This window comes from Winkia sp. C0117E2 (genome assembly GCF_056590455.1).
In genome coordinates this window covers 122421-139426 of record NZ_JBWPWD010000003.1, presented here as the reverse complement: position 1 = coordinate 139426, position 17006 = coordinate 122421, and the positions used below count along the sequence as shown (strand labels likewise).

The 17006-nt window shown below is 52.0% G+C and carries 26 protein-coding genes and 1 pseudogene; all 27 read right to left on the bottom strand.

Annotation, left to right across the window (positions count from 1 at the left end; genetic code table 11):
• Window positions 1-8: 8 nt before the first annotated feature.
• The 27 genes and pseudogenes from AC1EKG_RS05225 to AC1EKG_RS05095 all read right to left on the bottom strand — a co-directional run bounded on the left by AC1EKG_RS05225 (window position 9) and on the right by AC1EKG_RS05095 (window position 16946).
• Entirely contained in the window at window positions 9-323 is a 315-nt protein-coding gene (locus AC1EKG_RS05225) for a hypothetical protein (RefSeq protein WP_070454309.1), read from the bottom strand.
• Window positions 324-382: 59 nt separating this feature from the next.
• A complete protein-coding gene (locus tag AC1EKG_RS05220; RefSeq protein WP_481067765.1) occupies window positions 383-688 on the bottom strand; it encodes a hypothetical protein in 306 nt (101 codons plus the stop codon).
• Between the two features lie 143 nt (window positions 689-831).
• The gene (locus AC1EKG_RS05215) at window positions 832-1458 is read right to left on the bottom strand and encodes a hypothetical protein (protein WP_070454305.1); all 627 of its coding nucleotides are present in this window, start codon (window positions 1456-1458) and stop codon (window positions 832-834) included.
• 15 nt (window positions 1459-1473) lie between these two features.
• Window positions 1474-1926: a hypothetical protein gene (locus AC1EKG_RS05210; protein ID WP_070622159.1), complete on the bottom strand. Its 453-nt coding sequence runs from the start codon at window positions 1924-1926 to the stop codon at window positions 1474-1476.
• Window positions 1923-2222, bottom strand: coding sequence for an HK97 gp10 family phage protein (locus tag AC1EKG_RS05205; protein WP_070622161.1), 300 nt, complete (start codon window positions 2220-2222; stop codon window positions 1923-1925). The genes AC1EKG_RS05210 and AC1EKG_RS05205 overlap by 4 nt, the downstream gene beginning before the upstream one ends.
• 2 nt (window positions 2223-2224) lie before the next feature.
• Window positions 2225-2665 carry a hypothetical protein gene (locus AC1EKG_RS05200; RefSeq protein ID WP_481067764.1) on the bottom strand — a complete coding sequence of 147 codons (441 nt, stop codon included), beginning with the start codon at window positions 2663-2665 and terminating at the stop codon, window positions 2225-2227.
• Window positions 2662-3195 carry a hypothetical protein gene (locus AC1EKG_RS05195; protein WP_024332470.1) on the bottom strand — a complete coding sequence of 178 codons (534 nt, stop codon included), beginning with the start codon at window positions 3193-3195 and terminating at the stop codon, window positions 2662-2664. Before AC1EKG_RS05195 ends, AC1EKG_RS05200 begins: the two co-directional genes overlap by 4 nt.
• Window positions 3196-3452: 257 nt before the next feature.
• Complete coding sequence (locus AC1EKG_RS05190; protein ID WP_070454299.1) at window positions 3453-4655, bottom strand: phage major capsid protein; 1203 nt, start codon at window positions 4653-4655, stop codon at window positions 3453-3455.
• Between the two features lie 12 nt (window positions 4656-4667).
• Window positions 4668-5750 (bottom strand): HK97 family phage prohead protease, encoded by a 1083-nt coding sequence (locus AC1EKG_RS05185; protein ID WP_051141949.1) that lies wholly within the window; start codon window positions 5748-5750, stop codon window positions 4668-4670.
• Window positions 5751-7286 (bottom strand): phage portal protein, encoded by a 1536-nt coding sequence (locus AC1EKG_RS05180; RefSeq protein WP_070454297.1) that lies wholly within the window; start codon window positions 7284-7286, stop codon window positions 5751-5753. It lies immediately after the preceding gene.
• Window positions 7287-7308: 22 nt separating this feature from the next.
• Window positions 7309-8835: a terminase large subunit domain-containing protein gene (locus AC1EKG_RS05175; protein WP_481067763.1), complete on the bottom strand. Its 1527-nt coding sequence runs from the start codon at window positions 8833-8835 to the stop codon at window positions 7309-7311.
• Entirely contained in the window at window positions 8835-9446 is a 612-nt protein-coding gene (locus AC1EKG_RS05170) for a terminase small subunit (protein ID WP_481067762.1), read from the bottom strand. Before AC1EKG_RS05170 ends, AC1EKG_RS05175 begins: the two co-directional genes overlap by 1 nt.
• A 174-nt stretch (window positions 9447-9620) precedes the next feature.
• Window positions 9621-9815, bottom strand: coding sequence for an HNH endonuclease (locus AC1EKG_RS05165; protein ID WP_369280987.1), 195 nt, complete (start codon window positions 9813-9815; stop codon window positions 9621-9623).
• Window positions 9761-9928: a hypothetical protein gene (locus AC1EKG_RS05160; RefSeq protein ID WP_285444956.1), complete on the bottom strand. Its 168-nt coding sequence runs from the start codon at window positions 9926-9928 to the stop codon at window positions 9761-9763. Before AC1EKG_RS05160 ends, AC1EKG_RS05165 begins: the two co-directional genes overlap by 55 nt.
• Window positions 9929-10331: 403 nt before the next feature.
• Complete coding sequence (locus AC1EKG_RS05155) at window positions 10332-10709, bottom strand: DUF2130 domain-containing protein (protein ID WP_070454290.1); 378 nt, start codon at window positions 10707-10709, stop codon at window positions 10332-10334.
• Complete coding sequence (locus AC1EKG_RS05150) at window positions 10696-10971, bottom strand: hypothetical protein (RefSeq protein ID WP_070454288.1); 276 nt, start codon at window positions 10969-10971, stop codon at window positions 10696-10698. Before AC1EKG_RS05150 ends, AC1EKG_RS05155 begins: the two co-directional genes overlap by 14 nt.
• 444 nt (window positions 10972-11415) lie before the next feature.
• A complete protein-coding gene (locus AC1EKG_RS05145; protein WP_285444955.1) occupies window positions 11416-11925 on the bottom strand; it encodes a single-stranded DNA-binding protein in 510 nt (169 codons plus the stop codon).
• Window positions 11926-12438 (bottom strand): hypothetical protein, encoded by a 513-nt coding sequence (locus AC1EKG_RS05140; protein ID WP_481067761.1) that lies wholly within the window; start codon window positions 12436-12438, stop codon window positions 11926-11928.
• Window positions 12435-12920 carry a hypothetical protein gene (locus AC1EKG_RS05135; protein ID WP_141739471.1) on the bottom strand — a complete coding sequence of 162 codons (486 nt, stop codon included), beginning with the start codon at window positions 12918-12920 and terminating at the stop codon, window positions 12435-12437. Before AC1EKG_RS05135 ends, AC1EKG_RS05140 begins: the two co-directional genes overlap by 4 nt.
• A 5-nt stretch (window positions 12921-12925) precedes the next feature.
• Entirely contained in the window at window positions 12926-13396 is a 471-nt protein-coding gene (locus AC1EKG_RS05130) for a hypothetical protein (RefSeq protein ID WP_481067782.1), read from the bottom strand.
• A gap of 171 nt (window positions 13397-13567) precedes the next feature.
• Window positions 13568-13780: pseudogene (locus tag AC1EKG_RS05125) on the bottom strand (helix-turn-helix domain-containing protein); the annotation flags it as partial.
• Window positions 13770-14105: a hypothetical protein gene (locus AC1EKG_RS05120; RefSeq protein WP_070454276.1), complete on the bottom strand. Its 336-nt coding sequence runs from the start codon at window positions 14103-14105 to the stop codon at window positions 13770-13772. The pseudogene AC1EKG_RS05125 and the gene AC1EKG_RS05120, both read right to left, overlap by 11 nt.
• Entirely contained in the window at window positions 14105-14740 is a 636-nt protein-coding gene (locus tag AC1EKG_RS05115) for an ERF family protein (RefSeq protein WP_024332457.1), read from the bottom strand. Before AC1EKG_RS05115 ends, AC1EKG_RS05120 begins: the two co-directional genes overlap by 1 nt.
• A complete protein-coding gene (locus AC1EKG_RS05110; RefSeq protein ID WP_285444951.1) occupies window positions 14728-15600 on the bottom strand; it encodes a PD-(D/E)XK nuclease-like domain-containing protein in 873 nt (290 codons plus the stop codon). The genes AC1EKG_RS05115 and AC1EKG_RS05110 overlap by 13 nt, the downstream gene beginning before the upstream one ends.
• Window positions 15597-16082 carry a hypothetical protein gene (locus tag AC1EKG_RS05105; protein WP_285444950.1) on the bottom strand — a complete coding sequence of 162 codons (486 nt, stop codon included), beginning with the start codon at window positions 16080-16082 and terminating at the stop codon, window positions 15597-15599. Before AC1EKG_RS05105 ends, AC1EKG_RS05110 begins: the two co-directional genes overlap by 4 nt.
• Window positions 16072-16275 carry an excisionase family DNA-binding protein gene (locus AC1EKG_RS05100; RefSeq protein WP_034490530.1) on the bottom strand — a complete coding sequence of 68 codons (204 nt, stop codon included), beginning with the start codon at window positions 16273-16275 and terminating at the stop codon, window positions 16072-16074. The genes AC1EKG_RS05105 and AC1EKG_RS05100 overlap by 11 nt, the downstream gene beginning before the upstream one ends.
• Window positions 16272-16946, bottom strand: coding sequence for a hypothetical protein (locus tag AC1EKG_RS05095; RefSeq protein ID WP_024332453.1), 675 nt, complete (start codon window positions 16944-16946; stop codon window positions 16272-16274). The genes AC1EKG_RS05100 and AC1EKG_RS05095 overlap by 4 nt, the downstream gene beginning before the upstream one ends.
• Between the last annotated feature and the right edge of the window lie 60 nt (window positions 16947-17006).

Sequence of the window (17006 nt, the reverse complement as noted above, 5' to 3'; positions counted from 1 at the left end):
CTAAACAATTATTCTGGAAACGCGCTATTAGCTTGCAATTGTAATTTTAGCTTAGCTTTTTCACTCTTGGACACGGTGGGCCTATTAGGCTTTTTAGCCTGCCTTATTTCAGGTATTGGCGGCTTCAAAGGCTTGCCGCCTTTATCCATGAAACTATTAATAACCGCCGCTGCCTGTACGCGCTCCAATAGCTCGGTTATAGATAGCGGGTAACTTAGTCCCACGATAGCCGCGCCTGTAAGCGTGCCAGTATCATTTACTAAATGGATGATAACCGCGTAAGCGTCCGCAGTATCCCATTCTAAAAACTCGCTGAAACGCACCCTGTAGAAGCGCGCAAGGTCAGCCGTGAGCGCCGATGAAAGCTTTAGAGTGTCTCTTATTATTCCCCAGATTTTCCCAGGCTATCGTCTGCCCCGGTACGCTCATTAATACGCTTTTCAAAGGCTTTGTCCCACTCTTGTAGGATTTCTGTAGCCTCCAAAATGTCCAGCTCATCTAGGGTGTGCTGTGCTTTTTCAGGGAAAATACTAATCATAAAATCTAGCCTGTCTTCGTCAGGCAGATTGTTAAGCTTGCGGGATTGCTTGAGCTTCATCTTTAAGGGCAGCTTAATAGTGCCCTCGGTGCTCTCATAGATTAGGGTGTCTTCAATGACTTTGCTGGTTCCGGGTAGTTTTTTATTCATAATATTTTATTCCTCAAAAAGATAAAGATTTTAGAGTAGATAGGTTATGGGGCGTTTAGCAGCGCGGGACAATATGGCAGGCAAAACCCATGAAAACCCTGCCACGCATACCCCAAACTTGCCCCGCGCTGCAGCTTATTCTGCTAGTGGCTCTCGCTAGTTTCTCCAGGAGTGCGAACCGGAGTAGAACCCCCGCCAGTCTGATCTTCCTTGGGAATTAGCCACTCGTGGAAATGCCCACCATTTACAGCACCGAGGGTGATCGTCACCTCGTAACCCTGCACCTTGCCGCGCTCGGACTTAACCGGCTTCATCTCGGTTACAGAGGCGCGCTCACCAAGGCGACGGCGAATAGTACCATTAGCGGCAATTTCTTCAGTGTAAAACGCGAACGGTTCACCGAAAGATCCCGCATTAACAAGCATGTGATGGTTAGTATCATACGCCCTACCCCTAATGAACTCCTGGGATTCGGCATTAGACTCTGCGAGCGTGATCTTGCAGGTAACATCAGCTTTCCCGGTGGGTAGAGAATACCCATCCTGCCAAAACTGGATCGGATCCCCATCCTGCTTTTCCTCCCATTCGGGACCGCCATCGTCGGTTAGCAGACCTAGCGGTTTCATCTTGCCTTTAGCGAATTTAAATTCTGCTTTCCCAACCTCTGCAATATCCGGTAGGGTGAAATCCTTCAGCCTGCAATACCCGATCTGTCCGGTAACCGGGACTAGTACAGCGCTAAGATCATTGCCATATTCATCTTTAGCCATAATCTTTTATTTCTCCTAAAAACTAGTTTTTAGCGGCCTGGCCTGCACCGTAACACTGCCTGTTAGATAAAACAATGTGCCGTCATCATAATTTTTATCTTTTATGGGTGCGGGCCCTGAAATTAGTTTAGCATCCGCAATAGGTGAATGTTCGGCGTAAAAGCACGCCTCAAAAAGGGCAGCTACTTTATTAGCGAGTGTGTCGGCTGTTTCAACCGTGGAATCGTGAACGCTTATCCCGTACGAAAAATACCGCGTAAACGTGTCTATGGGCAGGCCCCCATCGCAGCGGATAACAATAAAGGGATTAGTCAGGCTAGCAAATTGGGAAATTTCTTTTGCGAGCCTGTCACTGGCAGGGTCCCGCCATTCAAACCCTACAGGGATTTTTTCACCTAATTGTTTGTAAAGGTAATCGGCAAGCCAGTTAGTAGGGTTATCAAATATTGGTATTTCGCGGGTTGTCATAGCTTTTTGCCCCTTCGTAGAGCCTTAGCTAAAACACCGTGTTTAGCCTCTAATATGCCACTCTTCCAATCATCAGCCACAACCTTTGCAACATAGCGGTGCGGGGTTGACTCCATTTCTACATGGATAGAGCGCTCATAAGCGCCAGTATCATAAGGGGCAATAAGACGTGCCTCTGCAGCAACACCATTGGCTATTCCCTCTATTATTTGCCTCATATGCGCGCTCTTGCCGACCTCGTTAATGAAATTATCCATGCCGGATAATTCCACATCAACGCTAATTCGTGTACCCACTTTTACCCCTCCACAGCTTGCACGGTGACTACATACCCTGCTGCCCACTGCCCAGGGATTTCATAAAGTTGTGGGAACGATGTAATCTCCCACAGCGCGCTAGATTCACGCTCCCATATAGGCAAGGACATAGAGGCGTCGTCAGTGAGTCTGCAACGGTTACCCGGTACTAGCGCGGCGCGTTCTTTCGCGGTTAGCGCTGCAGAAAAGTAAAGTTTCCCAGTCATCAGGCTTTGGACGCGCCCCAGGCTGTCATCTAAGCCAGGGGTGTCAGGCGCAAAGAAAAACCCGGTTATTAGCACCTCGTCAGGCCGGTTAGTCGGATCACCCCAACGCTTGCGCTGGCTTACGCCTCGCACAGTCTCCGTATTCGGGATTAGCACCAGTAGCTTTCGCTCAGGTAGCGCGCCGGGAGTGCTAAAAAAGTCATCCCAGATGCTCATATTAAATGCACTTTCACCTGGTACGGCTCTAGAATTGCTTTTTCCTGCTCTAGCAGTCCGAGCCCGCCAACTACGCCGTTTTGAGAGCCAAAGGTTACTGAGAACGGCCCCGCTTGCTTGCGCACAATATTTGACGCGCCAGCGCTTGCCCGCTTGCCAAGCTCTGCAGCAACAGCCACCACATCGGCGGCTTCCTCCAGGGTGTAGCCGTGCCCAAAGGTTACCCGCACCGAACGGAAACGCCCCGGAAACGGCGCGCCGTTACGTGAAAGCATCCCAGCGTCAGACCAGCTAACAGAATCGGTAATATCATTCCATGCCCCGGCCCCGTCGGATACTTCCACGCTGATAAGCTCAACAAGCTTTTTAGTGGGCAACGCCAGCCCGTACCGGTACCTACCATCTAATATGATGGTTTCCTTTTTTACCGGCGCGATATGCCAGCCACAATATCGCCTAATAGCGGCTGTTGCTGCCGCCGTAGAGCCGGGGAAAACATCCGCCCTCGCTAGGGCGCTAGCCTCGCTCATTTGACCGCTCCAGAGGCTTTTTTATTCCTCGGTTTGCGTGGTTTTTCTGCTGGCACGCTCTTATTAGGCACGGTTGCTTTTTCTTCCACGAGTAGGCCCCGCGCGCGGTATTCTTCGACTCGCTCACTGCTTAGCTGCATACGCATTTTTACGCCATGCACTAAAACTTGCACGTCTTGCATAATTCCCCCTAATTGTGTGGTTAGGCCCCGCCTGCCAAGTGACAAACAGGCGGGGCCATGATGCCTAAACCTCTTTTAGGCGGCTTCAGTTACCGGCTTTTTCAGCTCTAGAAGGGCGAAAGCCGAGGGCTGACGTACCGCAAAAGCGAGGCGTTCCTCAGCCAGAATTAGGAAAAGGTTGTGTACGAAGTCATCCTCGTTGGAATTGGTAGAGGTAAGCGTTACCCCGCCCTTGCGGTAGACGGTGGCAGCAGCCGAAGAACCTACCAACACCTTGCCTTCAGCAATTGCAGGCGTAACGATAGTGCGCCTGCCCAGAATTGGCGGGTCTACAGGCACCGTCCCGTTACCGTACTGCCCAACGAACGGGCCACCCGCGAAATACTGCCCATTCTTATCTTTAGAGGCCAGCAGGGCCGCATAATCGGCGGGGTTAATGACAATGCCGTCAGCACGCAGGCCGGAGGTAACCTCGACCTGGCTGAAAGCCTTAATCAGCGAGGGCACAAACTCGTCCGCCTGCACCTTTAGCAGGCCTTCACGGTTTAGCAGACCCTTAAGGTTAGACCCCTCTCCATCGCCTGAAAGTAGCTGAGTTTCTTCAAAAATACGCAGCTGTTCGAGCAGGCGCGTGTTGATATCGGAGGCAATATATGCGGTATCTTCCAGCATTTCGGTAGACACCTTGATGTACCCTGCGATTTTTGCGAGGGTGTCAGTCTGTTGCTTGTACCCGAAATTAAGCTGGGGTTTCTTGCCGCCCTCTGCAACCGTAGCAAAATCGCCGGTACGCGCGCCCTCCACCACGTAGCGCAGGATAGAGCCTGCCATTGTGCCAGAGGTTAGCCAATCCGAAATGTAATCCCTATGCGGGGTAGCGTGCGCAACCGTCGTATCCTGCTGTACTAGACCAGCATCCCCAACGAGGTGACTATCAGTAGCCGCGGCCTTAAACTCAGGAGTGACTACAGAAAAGTTCTTAGCAGAGGCTACGACCTGCTTTGTTTCTTCGAGCCCGTATTTTAGGAACTGATCGCCAAGGCTCTTAGCCTGGCCGTCGGTTGCCGAATACTTTTTGGTTCCAAGGGATTCAATAAAGCTAGTGGCGTTATCAGCGGCTTTAGCCTTGGCTTCAAGGCCGCTGATCTCATCCTTAAGGTTTGAAAGCTCTGCGAGCTCTTCAGCGGTAAAATCGCGGCCTTCTGCCTTTGCCTTTTCAGCTATAGCAATGCCAGCGGCTGATTTTTCAGCTAGCAGCTTCTTAATGTTCTTTGGCATTTAGAATTATCCTTAAATCGATTCAAAAATATGTGCGTAGAAATCGGCTAACGCGGCGTCTGGCTTTAGTTTAGCACCCTTAGCGGCCTCACCTTTAGGCTTTTCCTCGTCGCCTTCTGGTTTACCTTCTGGTTGCTCATTATCGCCCTCGTCAGCATTACCGTTATTGTCGTCATTATCAGGCTTGTCTGGCTTATCCGGCTTGCCCGGATTTATTTCTGTTTCCTGGTTAGCACCAACCGGAACTACAGAAACTTCATGTAATTTGACCTCGGTTAAGATCACAGCCTCATTCGTCTGCTTGTATTCCACAACGTCAAAAGCAAACGACATTTGCTTTACGCGGCCCTCATTTATCAGCCGGTTAACATATGCGGCGCGCTCGTTATTCTTAACGTCTAGCTCTACTTCCACTAGAAGGCCGTGGTCGTCCTCGCTAATAGCCGTGGTCTTACCAATGTTGAATAGGGGGTCATCCATCCTATGCCCCCAATAGCAAGGGAACACAGGGCCGTCCTCTTTAATGGTTTCAGCAAAGGCCCCAGGGGCCACTATTTCACCATACGAGTCAATATTATTAAAGACTGAGCAATACCCGGAAAACTTGCCGTTTTCACTACCACCAGTAGTAGTATCGCCCGCTGCCTTTAGCTTTACATTAATAGTCTTAGTGCGCACGCCTCTAACCTTTTCATCCGAAATATCAGGCCTATTCTTATACCATGATTCTATAGCCTGTTCTACCTCTTTGCCTCGTTTTTCTTCCTTTGCGCGTTGCAAACAAACATCAATACCGGGATCGACAATATGGAACTCGCAGCCTTGCTTTTTCCAGCGTCCTATCTGCTCGCTAGTTGCGTTGTGTTGGATAATCCAAGCGTCAGAGTCTACGCCCTCAAAAATGCGGGCTATCGCCGCAGCTCTTGCTGCCCAGGAGACCTGTTTTATCGGTTCACTTTTCGCGTGATCTAATGTGCTGCCTAGAGTCTTACAAATCGCGTCATAATCAACGCGCGGTTCACCAGGGCGCGCATTCTGATTTAGAAAAGTCGTTTTACCCGCACATGGCGGCCCCATAATAATATGAATAGTCATTTACTCTAACGCCCCCAATATTTGCGAGGTTTGAACCTGCTTGCCTTCCACATATGCGCTATAGGCAATTTCATTTATGATTGCTGCCCTCTCTGCAGCATCAGTAACCCCGGCGTTAGCAAGGTCCGCTGTTAATTCTTTTTGCCAACGCCCCGCCTGCCACCACTCGGTTAAGCCAGCTTGCTTTTTCGCCTGTACTGATCTTTCCTGCCTGCTAAGAAAACCCCGCACAACCGCGAGCGCGTCTTTTTCGCCCTCGGAGGGCCTGCCCTCGCCCCCATCTAACGGGCTTGCCTGCCCGCCAATAGCCACATTTAGCGGGGTAATGAGCTCGTCTCCACCCTCTACAGGGGGCAGGCCGCGCATACGCCGCCCCTCGTTCCTTGTCATGAACGGCGCGCCAATAGCTGCAGACATTACCCGCGCTTGCTCTTCGAATGAGCCCCTCAGCTTGCCCTCTACATTGAATTGCACCCAGGCCCCATCAGGAGCGCCCAACAGAGGTAGCACGAAGCGGGATAGGCGGGCTTCGATTTCACGCAGCAGAGGGCCCAATGTGTCAGTGTAGAGGGCACGCCGGAACTCACGCACATTCGAGTAGTTTGCGTTGTCTAATACGCCTACCATTGTGGGGTTTACGTGGAAAACTTGGCAGATAGTCAGCAAGGATAGAGTGACTGATTCTGCCCATTGTGTTTCTTGCGCTGAGGGCGCAGCCTGCTGATAAGTCATCCCATCTTCGAGAAGCATGTCATCGCCGGCGCGTTCACCTCCAATAGCGAACGCTTGCCGCATTTCATCCCAACGCCGCCGGTCGTCGTCAGTCCACATTGGCGCGTCCTTAGGGCGCGAAAAGAACCCTTGGAAACGCCCGCCCCGCTTACTCATAGCGGCCCTGCGCCACCAGGAATAGTACTGCTCGCTAAGGATCTGTCTAAGCGTTTCTACAGGCGATGATGTTGCCCCCGGCTCCGAGGGAGTCCACCCCTTGAACTCGATAACCTCATTGGTTGGGATAGTGTGACTGCTTTTTACTCCTGCAGTATCCGCTATAGCGTATTCGTACCTGGTGGGCACCCCGAACGCGTCACGGGTTACAGTGACTGCCTCCGAGGGCAAAACGCGGGTCTGTAAGGCCCCATCAGGGCCGGTTAGCACCCAGATAAACGCCTGATCGTATAGCAGACGCTCGATAGTGAACGCGCGCAGGAAATCGGGCATAGTCTGGTAGTCGTTAGGCTGCTGCACCCAGGCAGCAACCGGACTAGTTTTGTCTCGCTCCTGTTCTCCTGCAGCATTTTCGGTAAAGGCGTGCAATGACAGTTGTGCTACGTTGCCCGCAAGAAAATCAACTACGGTCCTTAGGTGCGGTTGGGTGCGCCACAGTTGCGCGACACTCATTTTTTCCGGGTTCAGCCACCCGCCGCCCGAAGGCAAAGCAATAAGGTTCACAGGCATACCACCAGGGGCTAAAGCAACCTCCTGGCCTGGTGTGCCCGCCCCGGTACGCCCAAGGAAACGGGCTATAGCATCCATAAAACTCAATTTGTTTTCCTTTCTATGCCCACCACGGGCGCGACTGGCTTTCACTCTTATTCGGGGGTTCAGACACTGTTGGGACCGGGGGGCTGTTCCACCAGTCCGAGGCCATAGAGGAATAGGCGCTAAGACGGGTATCTTCTGCCTGCTCATGCGCCAGCCCGTACACTGCCCACATTGCGGCAATCAGCGGGGCCGCATCTGCAGGAGAGTCTTTACGAGTAATAACTTTGCTTTCGCCAAGGCCTTTAGCGATACTGCCTGCTACTGCCACATCTAACGCGGGTTGCCCCAAGTGCGCTAGCGTGCCATCTCTTACGCGATCTAAAAACTGCCCTGTTGCCGCCCCTAACATGGACCCACCAACGGGCCTAACCTGCAGGCCGGTTTTTTCTATCGGATCTATAAGCTCAGACGCGCCACACCCGCGCGCCTGCACCAGCGCGCTTGCCGGATCCCACTTGCGCGCAAACACAGTAAGCCAATCGGCAACCCACAACATGCCCGCCCTACAGGCGACAACCTCCACATGCGGCAAACCATCGTCACGCCACCCGGCAACGCAAACCGAGGTGTACAGGCGATCCGAGGAAACATCCACGCCCACGCTAAGCGGCGATGCGGGATCAATAACAGAATTCTTATCAGCGAGGGCCTGCCAGTCCTCAGGTTTAATCGCGGTTTCCTGCACAGACTCGACCCACATGCACAGGTTTTCTGTTTTAAACTCGGTTTCTGGCTGTGTTGCCAGCGCGTCAGCTAGCGCTTCCTCCGAAACGGTGTAACCGAGCCCCGGATTAGCCTTTGCCCAGGTTTTAGGGTCCGAAATGTCATCATCTTTGGCAGCTGCCCACCCGAAATACCCTAACGCGGTGCCTTTTTCTGCCTGCTCAATACCCTTTTTGCGTAATTCTTTTAGAACTACCGAGGTCTTATCGCCCGCGTTAGAAATACCAAGAACTATCGCGTTTTTCTTAGCAATAGTGGTATTAGCGATAGCACTCCACGCCTCCCAGGAGGAATGTTCGCGCAGCTCGTCAAAAAGAACCGTATCAGCAGACTTTGAACGGCCCCCGCGTCGGTTTGTGGGTGCTACCTTCCACTTAGCGCCAGAAACGAGCTTCAATTCCTTTTTCCCGTTTTGGGACTTTACCCCCTTTGGGGCAATGAGCGGCGCTAATTCCGGGTTCGACTCAACGATTTCAACCGCTTCACCCCAAGTATCCTCGGAGGTTTCCAGGCTTTGCGCTGTACCGAGTACGAGCGCGGAACCATCTAGGAACATGCGCCAAAGGCAAAGAACGATAGCGAGGGTGGTTTTCCCATTCTGCCTAGCAACCTCAATGATTACGGTTCTAAAGCGTAGCTCACCATTAGGGCGCGTTTCCAGGAGGTGTACTAGTGCCCATTCCTGCCAGGGCAAAAGCTCGATTTGCAGAATATCGCGCGCGAACTTAATGCACTCAAAACCGCGCGAGGTAGCCGGCGTGAGCTTACGCAGCGGTTTAGTCCACACCTGCGGTATCTTGCAGCCTTTGACACCCACTAGACAGCCCTGAGCCTATCGCGCGCCTGCTGCATTTGCGCTAGCTTCGACTTTTCTGGTGCCTTGCCAGCCTCCCTAGCCGCCCTCGCTGCAGGAGTCGCCCCCATTTCACGCAGCATATTCGTAAGATGCGGAATAAGGTAGCGCGCCTTAGTTTGCTCTGCAGCCGTGCCGAACCTGTCGATGTTATCGACGTGTTCAGCAATCTTTAGACAGGCTCTAACGAGGGCAGCGTCAGCCCCGCCCGCCTCTAATCCCTCGCAGGCCTTAGCGGTAGCCTGCACGGCCTCCACTAGCGGTCCTGTTTTAGAGGCTGCAGCCGCCGCCAGTTCCTCACGCCGCCGCTGAATATCCAAAAGCTGCTTAGCGGCAAGCGCATCGCCGTCAAGCGCGGAAATCATTACCCGCGCTGCCACCAGGTCTAGCCTTTCGCGCTCTATAGCCCTTTGCTGCTGCACAGTAGTAGCAGGAGCTTTAGCTAATTCCTTTACGCAGGCTTTCAGGGCCGCGCCCTCGCTTGTGTAACCGAGTTTTTTAGCGATTGTGGCCGCTGTACTACCCTTACGCCACAGTTCTAGCGCCTTAGCCTGCTTAGATACGCCCTTAGCCATTTTCGGCCCCCAAAACGCCGTCAGCGGCCCCATTTAGTAGGAGGGTGTCCCCTTGGGGAGAGCGGCCCATTGGCAGGCGGGGGGTAGGCCGGGTGCCTGTTATTTTTGTGATTGTAACGCCCCCTATGGGCGCATAATTATTCACTTTGCTTGTGATGTGTGGTTTCATTTTGTTTACCATTCGCGGGATGTTATTCCTATTCCGGGGTGTGGTTGGCCGTTGCCTCGTAGCCTGTTGCAGTCGGCGTGTGCTGGTCTAAAGTTTGCGGGGTCTTCTGCCAGGTCAGGGCGCTTTGAGACCGGGTAGAAGTGGTCTAGTTGAAAGCGATCGCCGTTGGCTTGGTTGGTTGATTCGGCGGTGTAATCAATTGGTTGGCCGCATAGCCAGCATGGGGCGTTGGTTTGGGTGCAGGCCTGTTTGAATTGGCGGTATAGTTTTTTGAATCTTCTGCTGCTTGATCTTTTTGCTTCTGCCATTTCAAATACGCCTCCTGCTTTTACGGTTTGCCCCGCGCCTTGTGTTTAGCCAGGAGTACATGAGCGATACCTAAACATTTAGCGCGGGGCTGTAGCTGTCCCCATATTTTGCTACGGTTTTAGTTTATCATTGGGTGTTTTATTTTCAGCTAGTAACTGTTTTATAGCGCTCGCGGTGAGCGCAAGGGCGTGGTCTTTTTTGATTACTGCTTTTTTCAGTTCAGCGCTGCAGCAGGTTGCACCCCATGAGTAGATTAGTAGCAGTATTAGGCTAATGGTTGGTCCTACCTGGTCTGGGGTGTATGCGTAGGTTAGAAATACCATTAGCGTTACCCAATGTGCTGCGCCTAGAAATGCTAGCGCCCAGTTAGTACGTCTTATCTTCTTTGCTGTTTGCATATCCGGTATTTAGTTTCCCTCCCTTCGATCTTTTAGTAGGGTTGCGAAATTTTTTAGTGTCATCGTTATTAGTTGCTCACCTGGCTTGTTATTGCCGCGCCTCTTGTGCGCTATGACGCCTATGGCAGCGTTGTCGTTTTGCCGCTCGGTTTCGGCTTCTTTGAGCCAGGCAGCGAGGGCGGGGCGGGTTGTGTTTTTGCATTCGATTACTACTCGTTGCCCGTTTTTGGTTCGTACTGCTGCGATGTCGCCTCGGTCTAACGCTCCTGCTTGTCGGCGGCGTTCTATCCTGTCGTCGACGGTTTCAGCGAGATAGTTTGCTACGAGCTTTTCGAAGTTTCTGCCTGCTGCTTTTGCAGAGGCGTTAGACCTTTTACGCGGCGTCATTGGGTTTCCCCGCTGCTAGAGCCCTGCATTCCCGTTCGACGCTCCCTAGTGCATCAATGCTTTTGCTCCAGTACGTCGCATCGTCAAAGTCATCTGTAAGATTGTCAATGGGGTTCGGTAAGGGATACTGGAAGGGTGTATCCAGACCGGGGGCTTTTTCGATGTTATGTTTAGCGGTTTGGACTATTTCTAAGGCGCGGCCGATATTTTCTGCCAGGTAGTCGCAGCTGTGGATTAAGCTTTCGCGGATTGTTTCACTCATTTTGGGTATCCTTTTCTTTGTTTGCTTGTTTGGTTTTGTTGTAGCAGTCTGCGCAATAGAATCTATACATTTTGCCGTCTGGCCTGTAGAGGCTGGATGTGTCGGTTAGTTCCATTGTTTTATGGCAGGTTGCGCATTCGACCTTGATTTTACTCATTGGCTTATTCTTCTGTGTGTGTTAGTTGGCATAGGTCATAGATTTGTTCTTCGAGGGCGTTTATTGCATCCAGGGTTTGTAATATTCGTTGGTCGACCATTTCTTTTGTGCGACGGGTAGGCTTAATAGCCGCCATGTTGCCGGTTATGCATGTCAGAATGTCTAGGTTGGCTTTGCAGGTTTCTAACCTGTGCCATGCTTTTCTGAATTCTTGGTCTATTTCTGCGAGCCTGCGGTTTGCGCGCAATCTCTGGTTGTCTAACATTCTTTGGTTTTCTCCTCAGTGCTTAGAAGGGTGGTTGTGCTACTTGCGGCCAGGCGGCTTGTAGCGCGGGCTGTTGTAGTTGTTGCGGCGGCTGTTGCGCTGGTGGTTGCGCCTGTTGTTGGGGTTGCTGGCTGTACCCTTGCGCCGGGGCTGGCTGTTGCGGCGGCTGTCCTGGTGTCCCGCCTTGTTGTTGCTGTTTGGGGGGCATTACACCGAGTAGGCGGGTGTTGAATAAGGTGGTTTTCTGTTTGGTTTGCCCGTCTCTTGCCTGGTAGGTTTCATGCGCTAGCACGCCGGTTACGGTCACCTTCCAGCCTTTGCCTACGCCAGCGTCTAATAGGGCTTCGGCCTCATAACCCCAGATTGGGGCTTCCACCCAGATAGGCAAGCCGAAATCCGCGTATTGTCCGGTTTGGGGGTCTTTGCGTTGTGGGGTTGCGCAAATGCTGAGGTTTACAACAGCTTTGCCTGAGCCGGTAAAGCGTTGCTCTAGGTTTTGTCCGAGGTGGCCGGTTACGGTTGCGTTTATCATTTAGTATTCTCCTTTGCGTATTGCTTTTTTGGTTGCACTCATGCCTTCTGCCATTTGGTTTAGGACGTATAGGCGAACGTCTTTGCTTAGCTGCTCATTAGCGTTTGTGCGCTGTATCATGTCTGCTTTGGGGTTGTCTGGGTGGTTTTCGTATGCTTTTTTGACCTGGCTGGGAGCGACCGTTAGCAGGCAGTAGCCGACTACCATTTCTTCGTTTTCGTCTATGTCGCTAAGGTCTTTTGCGAGATCTATGTACGAGGGGGTGGGCTTTGGCGGTTGGGGGTCTTTGATTTTTTCTATGCGTGCGAATAGCCCCTCACATTTGCTTGCTATTAGGTTCAGGTTGTCTAGTGCGGTTTCAGCGTCTAAGGTTTGGCAGGCGATTTTATTTCTTTCTTCCTTAGTGCCAGGCGTTTCATTTTCTACTGCGAGGTAGTTATTTATTTCGCCTATTTGGGTAGCGAGGTTTGCTACGGCGGTTTGCAAATTAGTTGCGAGTTGTTTTTCTTTCATAGCGTTTTCCCAAATGTGTTGATTTTGTGGTTTAGGTATTGCTGCCTGCTTGGTGGCAGCGTGTTAGCGGGCTGCACAATGCCCGCTTCGTAGTTGGCAGCGTTTACGGCCTCTATGGGGTCTATTCCGGCCTTAATTGTGCTTTGGTATGTCCTTACCCATTGGCGGGTCTGTTCGGCGCTCAGATTGGCGGGTAGACCCCTTATTGGGGCATCCACGGTTTTATTGTTCCGGCGTTTACGGTTTTCTATCCCTACCCGCTCGATTAGGTCGGGTAGTTTGATAAACGGCGGATTCGCTTTTATCAGGGCGCTTGTACCGGCGGTTACGTCGCTATCGGAGGCGGTTGGCACGGCGGTTAGTATTTCCCTACTCGCTAGCCTCACGTCTACGCCTTGGAGCATTGCCCCGCAAGCGGCGAGTCTTGCTAGTGCGGTTGCTACCGCACGGCCTGTTAACTGGCTTGCTGCTGTCTGGCTCATGGCGGTTACCATCCGATCGCTTTAGGGTCGGCGTGGGTTTCAGCGTCTAGTTGCTGCCCTTGCTGCCAGAATGCTTGCATTTGCTCTACCCTGCTGCCAGTGGTTGCGCGGTCTCGCATTTGCATTTTGAGGCGGTCATATTGCTTACGCAGTGTTGGCAAGCTGAGAATGTTTGAGCGCCAAAATGTTGATGCCTGGCACCAGGCGATGACTTCGAGTATTTCCGGGACTGGATGACCGTCCAGGTCGATTAGCCTCCTGGCTTCGTCTTTCCACCGCTTAGAGATGGTTGGACGCTTAGCACCATTAGCTTCGATACGAGTAGCTAGAGCGTTGCAGACTTTATCAACGTCAGCGCGTTCATTCTTCGAAGGGTCTGCATCTCCGCCAGGAGTGCAGACGTTAATATTATTAATTTTATTAATATGATTTTCTTTATGTGCAGCTCCTGCACATCTAATCTGCTCGATTTGCACATCTAAATGGTTTTGATGTGCAGCTCCTGCACCTCTGATGTGCAGCTCCTGCACATCTAATCCTGGGCCTAAAGTCCCATTGATGCAGTCTTTCAGATCAACCCGAATCGTGTAAGCTGACGACTTTTTACGACCCGCCTCGCTCTGCTGCCGCCAAGTAATAAAACCCTTAGCAGCGAGCCCACGCAGGGCCTTATCAGCCGTCCTAACTGAGACTCTAGCGTTAGCGGCTATAGTCTCCCTAGAAGGACTGCAAAACGGCTTATTCCCGGCGTAAGAGCGCAGCACCAGGAAAACAACAAGCTCATGCTCAGTAAGGCCCTCACATTGCCGTATGATCCAGTTTTCTACGCTTGCGTAACCCCGCGTAGTCTTATCGCCCATTTTCTGCTAACACCACCTTGAACGGGACCAGCCCAGAGCGGTTCAACTCGGAAACGGCCCGCGCGATATCCTCAGCTGGCAAGTGAGTCAAAAACACCAGATCTTCAAGCGAGCATTCCCCGTTATAAACATCCGGCGTGGAAGTAGATAAATAAGCAACGAGTAAAACCAATAGCGCATCAGGAGAAAGCGTTTGATCCACCAGGTAATAAAGCGGCAGCATCGCAGAACCGCTAACACACCCAACTTCAGGATCGTTAAATTTGTCTTGCATGGCCTCAACCCAGGCCATATACTCTTTGCCTTCAATATTTCCGACTCGCACTATTTCGCCCCTTTCAAATGATTTTGCAGGGTTGTAGCTAACATTTGTGCTTGCCCGGCGTTTAATTGCTCAGGTTTTGTTATTTGCTTTCCTCCTGCCCATTGACAGAATTGGGCGCGCTTTTCCTCACTAAAACCGCATTGAGTGAAAAGCGTTTCAATATCCGCTGCTGTGACCGTGCCAGGGGTCGGCTGCTGGCCTTGCGCCGGGGATGGTTGCGCCTGGTTTTGGTAGGTGAAACTATCCGGGTCTGCCTCACCAGTAGGAGCCGTAAAAGTCTGCAAAATGGCCGTACGTAAGGCTACAGACATAAACTTAGAGGTACCCTTATCGCCCCAGTCTTGCGCCTCTGCAGCAACCGTAGTAGCGAGGCTGTCGCCGTCTCCAAAGTGAAAAGTATAGGTGACAATACCCCGCGTAACGGTAGACACTTTCCCATTAGCGACCTTTTCCGCATATTCGATTTTATCAATATTCGAGGTTACGATAATTCCGTATTTACGAAATACTGGACCAATAACATCTAACACACCGTCAATGCCGCGAAACTGATAACGTGAGTGCTGGTTGAACCCGTCCTTTTTGATAATGCTAAAGCTTTTTAGAGCGTCTGTTATTGGCTTTAGAGTTGCCATGTTTCACCCAATTCATTAGAAATATTAGCGGGTATTTCATACGGTTTAATGTCTAATTGTTTTATCCCGCTGCTAAGACCAGGCCATTCGTCAAATAGTCTGCATCGTTGCCAAATGCTTATAGCTTTTTCATTTAGCGCTGCCCCTACTCGTAAGGCTTCCTCGGAGGGCGTGTACACCCCAACGAGATAAGGCGGGGTCTTTTCCACTGCGATAAACACCATGCGAGCATTAGTACTGATGTTTGCTCCTGCCAGGCCGGTTGCGTACCATGCCGCGCTCTGGTGGTATCCAAGCTGGAAGCAAGAGCGCCGGAACCCTGCGGGGGTTGCGTCCGAGGTGGTTTTCAGGTCCACTATTGGCAAAAATCCAAGCTCGGAGTCTTCCTCGTCTGGGAGCCAGTCAGGGCGGCAACGCAGCAACGCCCCATGCGGGTGTTGCCAGTAGATAGACTGCTCTGCTTTCCCTTTAGCTTGCAGGAGCCTAGCCGCCAAAGGGTTTGCTAGCACTGCCTCTCGCATAGCTTGCAGACGCTCCCACCCCTCGGAGGTAACCAGTGGGGTGTCGCCAAGCTCTTTGATTTTTTCTTGCGCTGCCTTGGAAGTTAGTGTTTTGGTTTTGGTGAATACTTCAGGCTTTACGCCCTCCAGGATGTAAGCGTGCGCAGCGGTACCAAACAGGAGCGCCTCCGAGGGCGCGGGCGGGTTCTCTAACCTGGCTTTGAACCGGGCCGGCCCGCCTTGCGCTACTAACAGTTTCGCCCCTGAAGACGACAAGCTTTTAGTATCCGCGTGATACTCGCTGTTAGGGATATTCGGGTAAATACCCGGCTTTGGCGGCAACTGCAATTCCTCGCTCATGCTGCCACCCCCTGCTTTGGCAAGTGCGTAAGCTGCAAGCGAGCAACAGTTGGAGCCGCCGCAATATTAGCGAGCTCCTGCGAGGTGTACACGGTCTTTTCCAGGTACCCGGCATGGCTGAAACATTTCCAACTACCCGTCGGCATTTTCACGAAAGCGTAAGGGCGCGAACCCAACCCGCCTAAGCGAGTAGCAACATAACCGCCTTCAACACTGGAACGGCGAAATAATTTGACTTGCGCGCCTGCTGGCAATTCCTGCAGGTCACGGCAACCGGCGAGGGCTTCACCCTCTTTAAAAATAGGTTTCATCAGTAAGTTCTTTTCATCTGGTGGGCAGTAAAGTAATGGAGAGAAAAACGCGGCGAGTAGCAGCCCCGCCGAAACAGCGGGGGCGGCATACCAAAGCGCATAACCCAAATAAGCTGTGATAACGCCAAAAGCTACCGGCATAAGCGCATGAAATACTCGCCTAGCGCTCATGCTGCACCGCCTCGGTAGCTGGCACTAGCAGACGCTTAACATCATCGGTTTTTATGCGAAACTGGCCCCGCTTAGAGGTACCCAGCCTCTCAGCTTTTAGAACCCCGCAGGTAATGTATGCGCGTACCGTATGGGGAGAAACACCTAGATATTCTGCTACCTGCCGGGTTGTAAGGTATTTTGGCAAGCTCATTTGACCGCTCCATTGCTGACTTTAACCACAGCGTCTAGTAGCGCTTTGGTTGCGCGGTCTGGTACTTTGCCTTCCACCTCGGAAATAGCTTTGAACATGACTGCCAGGTGCGCGCATGTGATCGGCTCTACAGGAGCAGGAGCGGGCGGCGTTGGAGCCTTGGCAGGTTCAGCGGCTTGCGTTTCCGGCTTTGCTGCTTGCTTAGGCTCCTGCTGGTAGCCCCTGGCACCATCCGAGGGCATTTCTTTTTCTTTTACACTCGGAGTAGCCAAATCAACGATCGCATTACGTACAGCTTTTTCAAGCTGGCGCGCTGCCTCAAAATTGGCCCCATAAGTTGTCGCAAGCTGCAAAAACTTGTGCAGCCCATCGGCATACACTAACCAATGCCCAACCCTGCCTGGCGAAGTCTTAGCTATCATTTTCGGGTCTAACTGCCTACAGATTTTCCCCGATACTTGCGTATCAAGTCCGAGGGCAACAACAAGGTCGACTGCCTTAGCCACCCAACGGCCCCGCCAATTCGTTAGCTTGATTAATTTGTTGTGGCAGATAAGCGAGGTCCACGGGATAACCTGCTTTTTGGATGCCCGATACTGCAGGAGCCCGGTTTTTTCATCTAGCGCGGTTTGCGTGATAGCCTGTCTGACAGGGGAGTAAGGTTTAGTCATTTTACTTTCCTTTCATGTTGTTGCTCCCTGGTGGCGTCGCTGCCAGGGGGCTTTTAACAT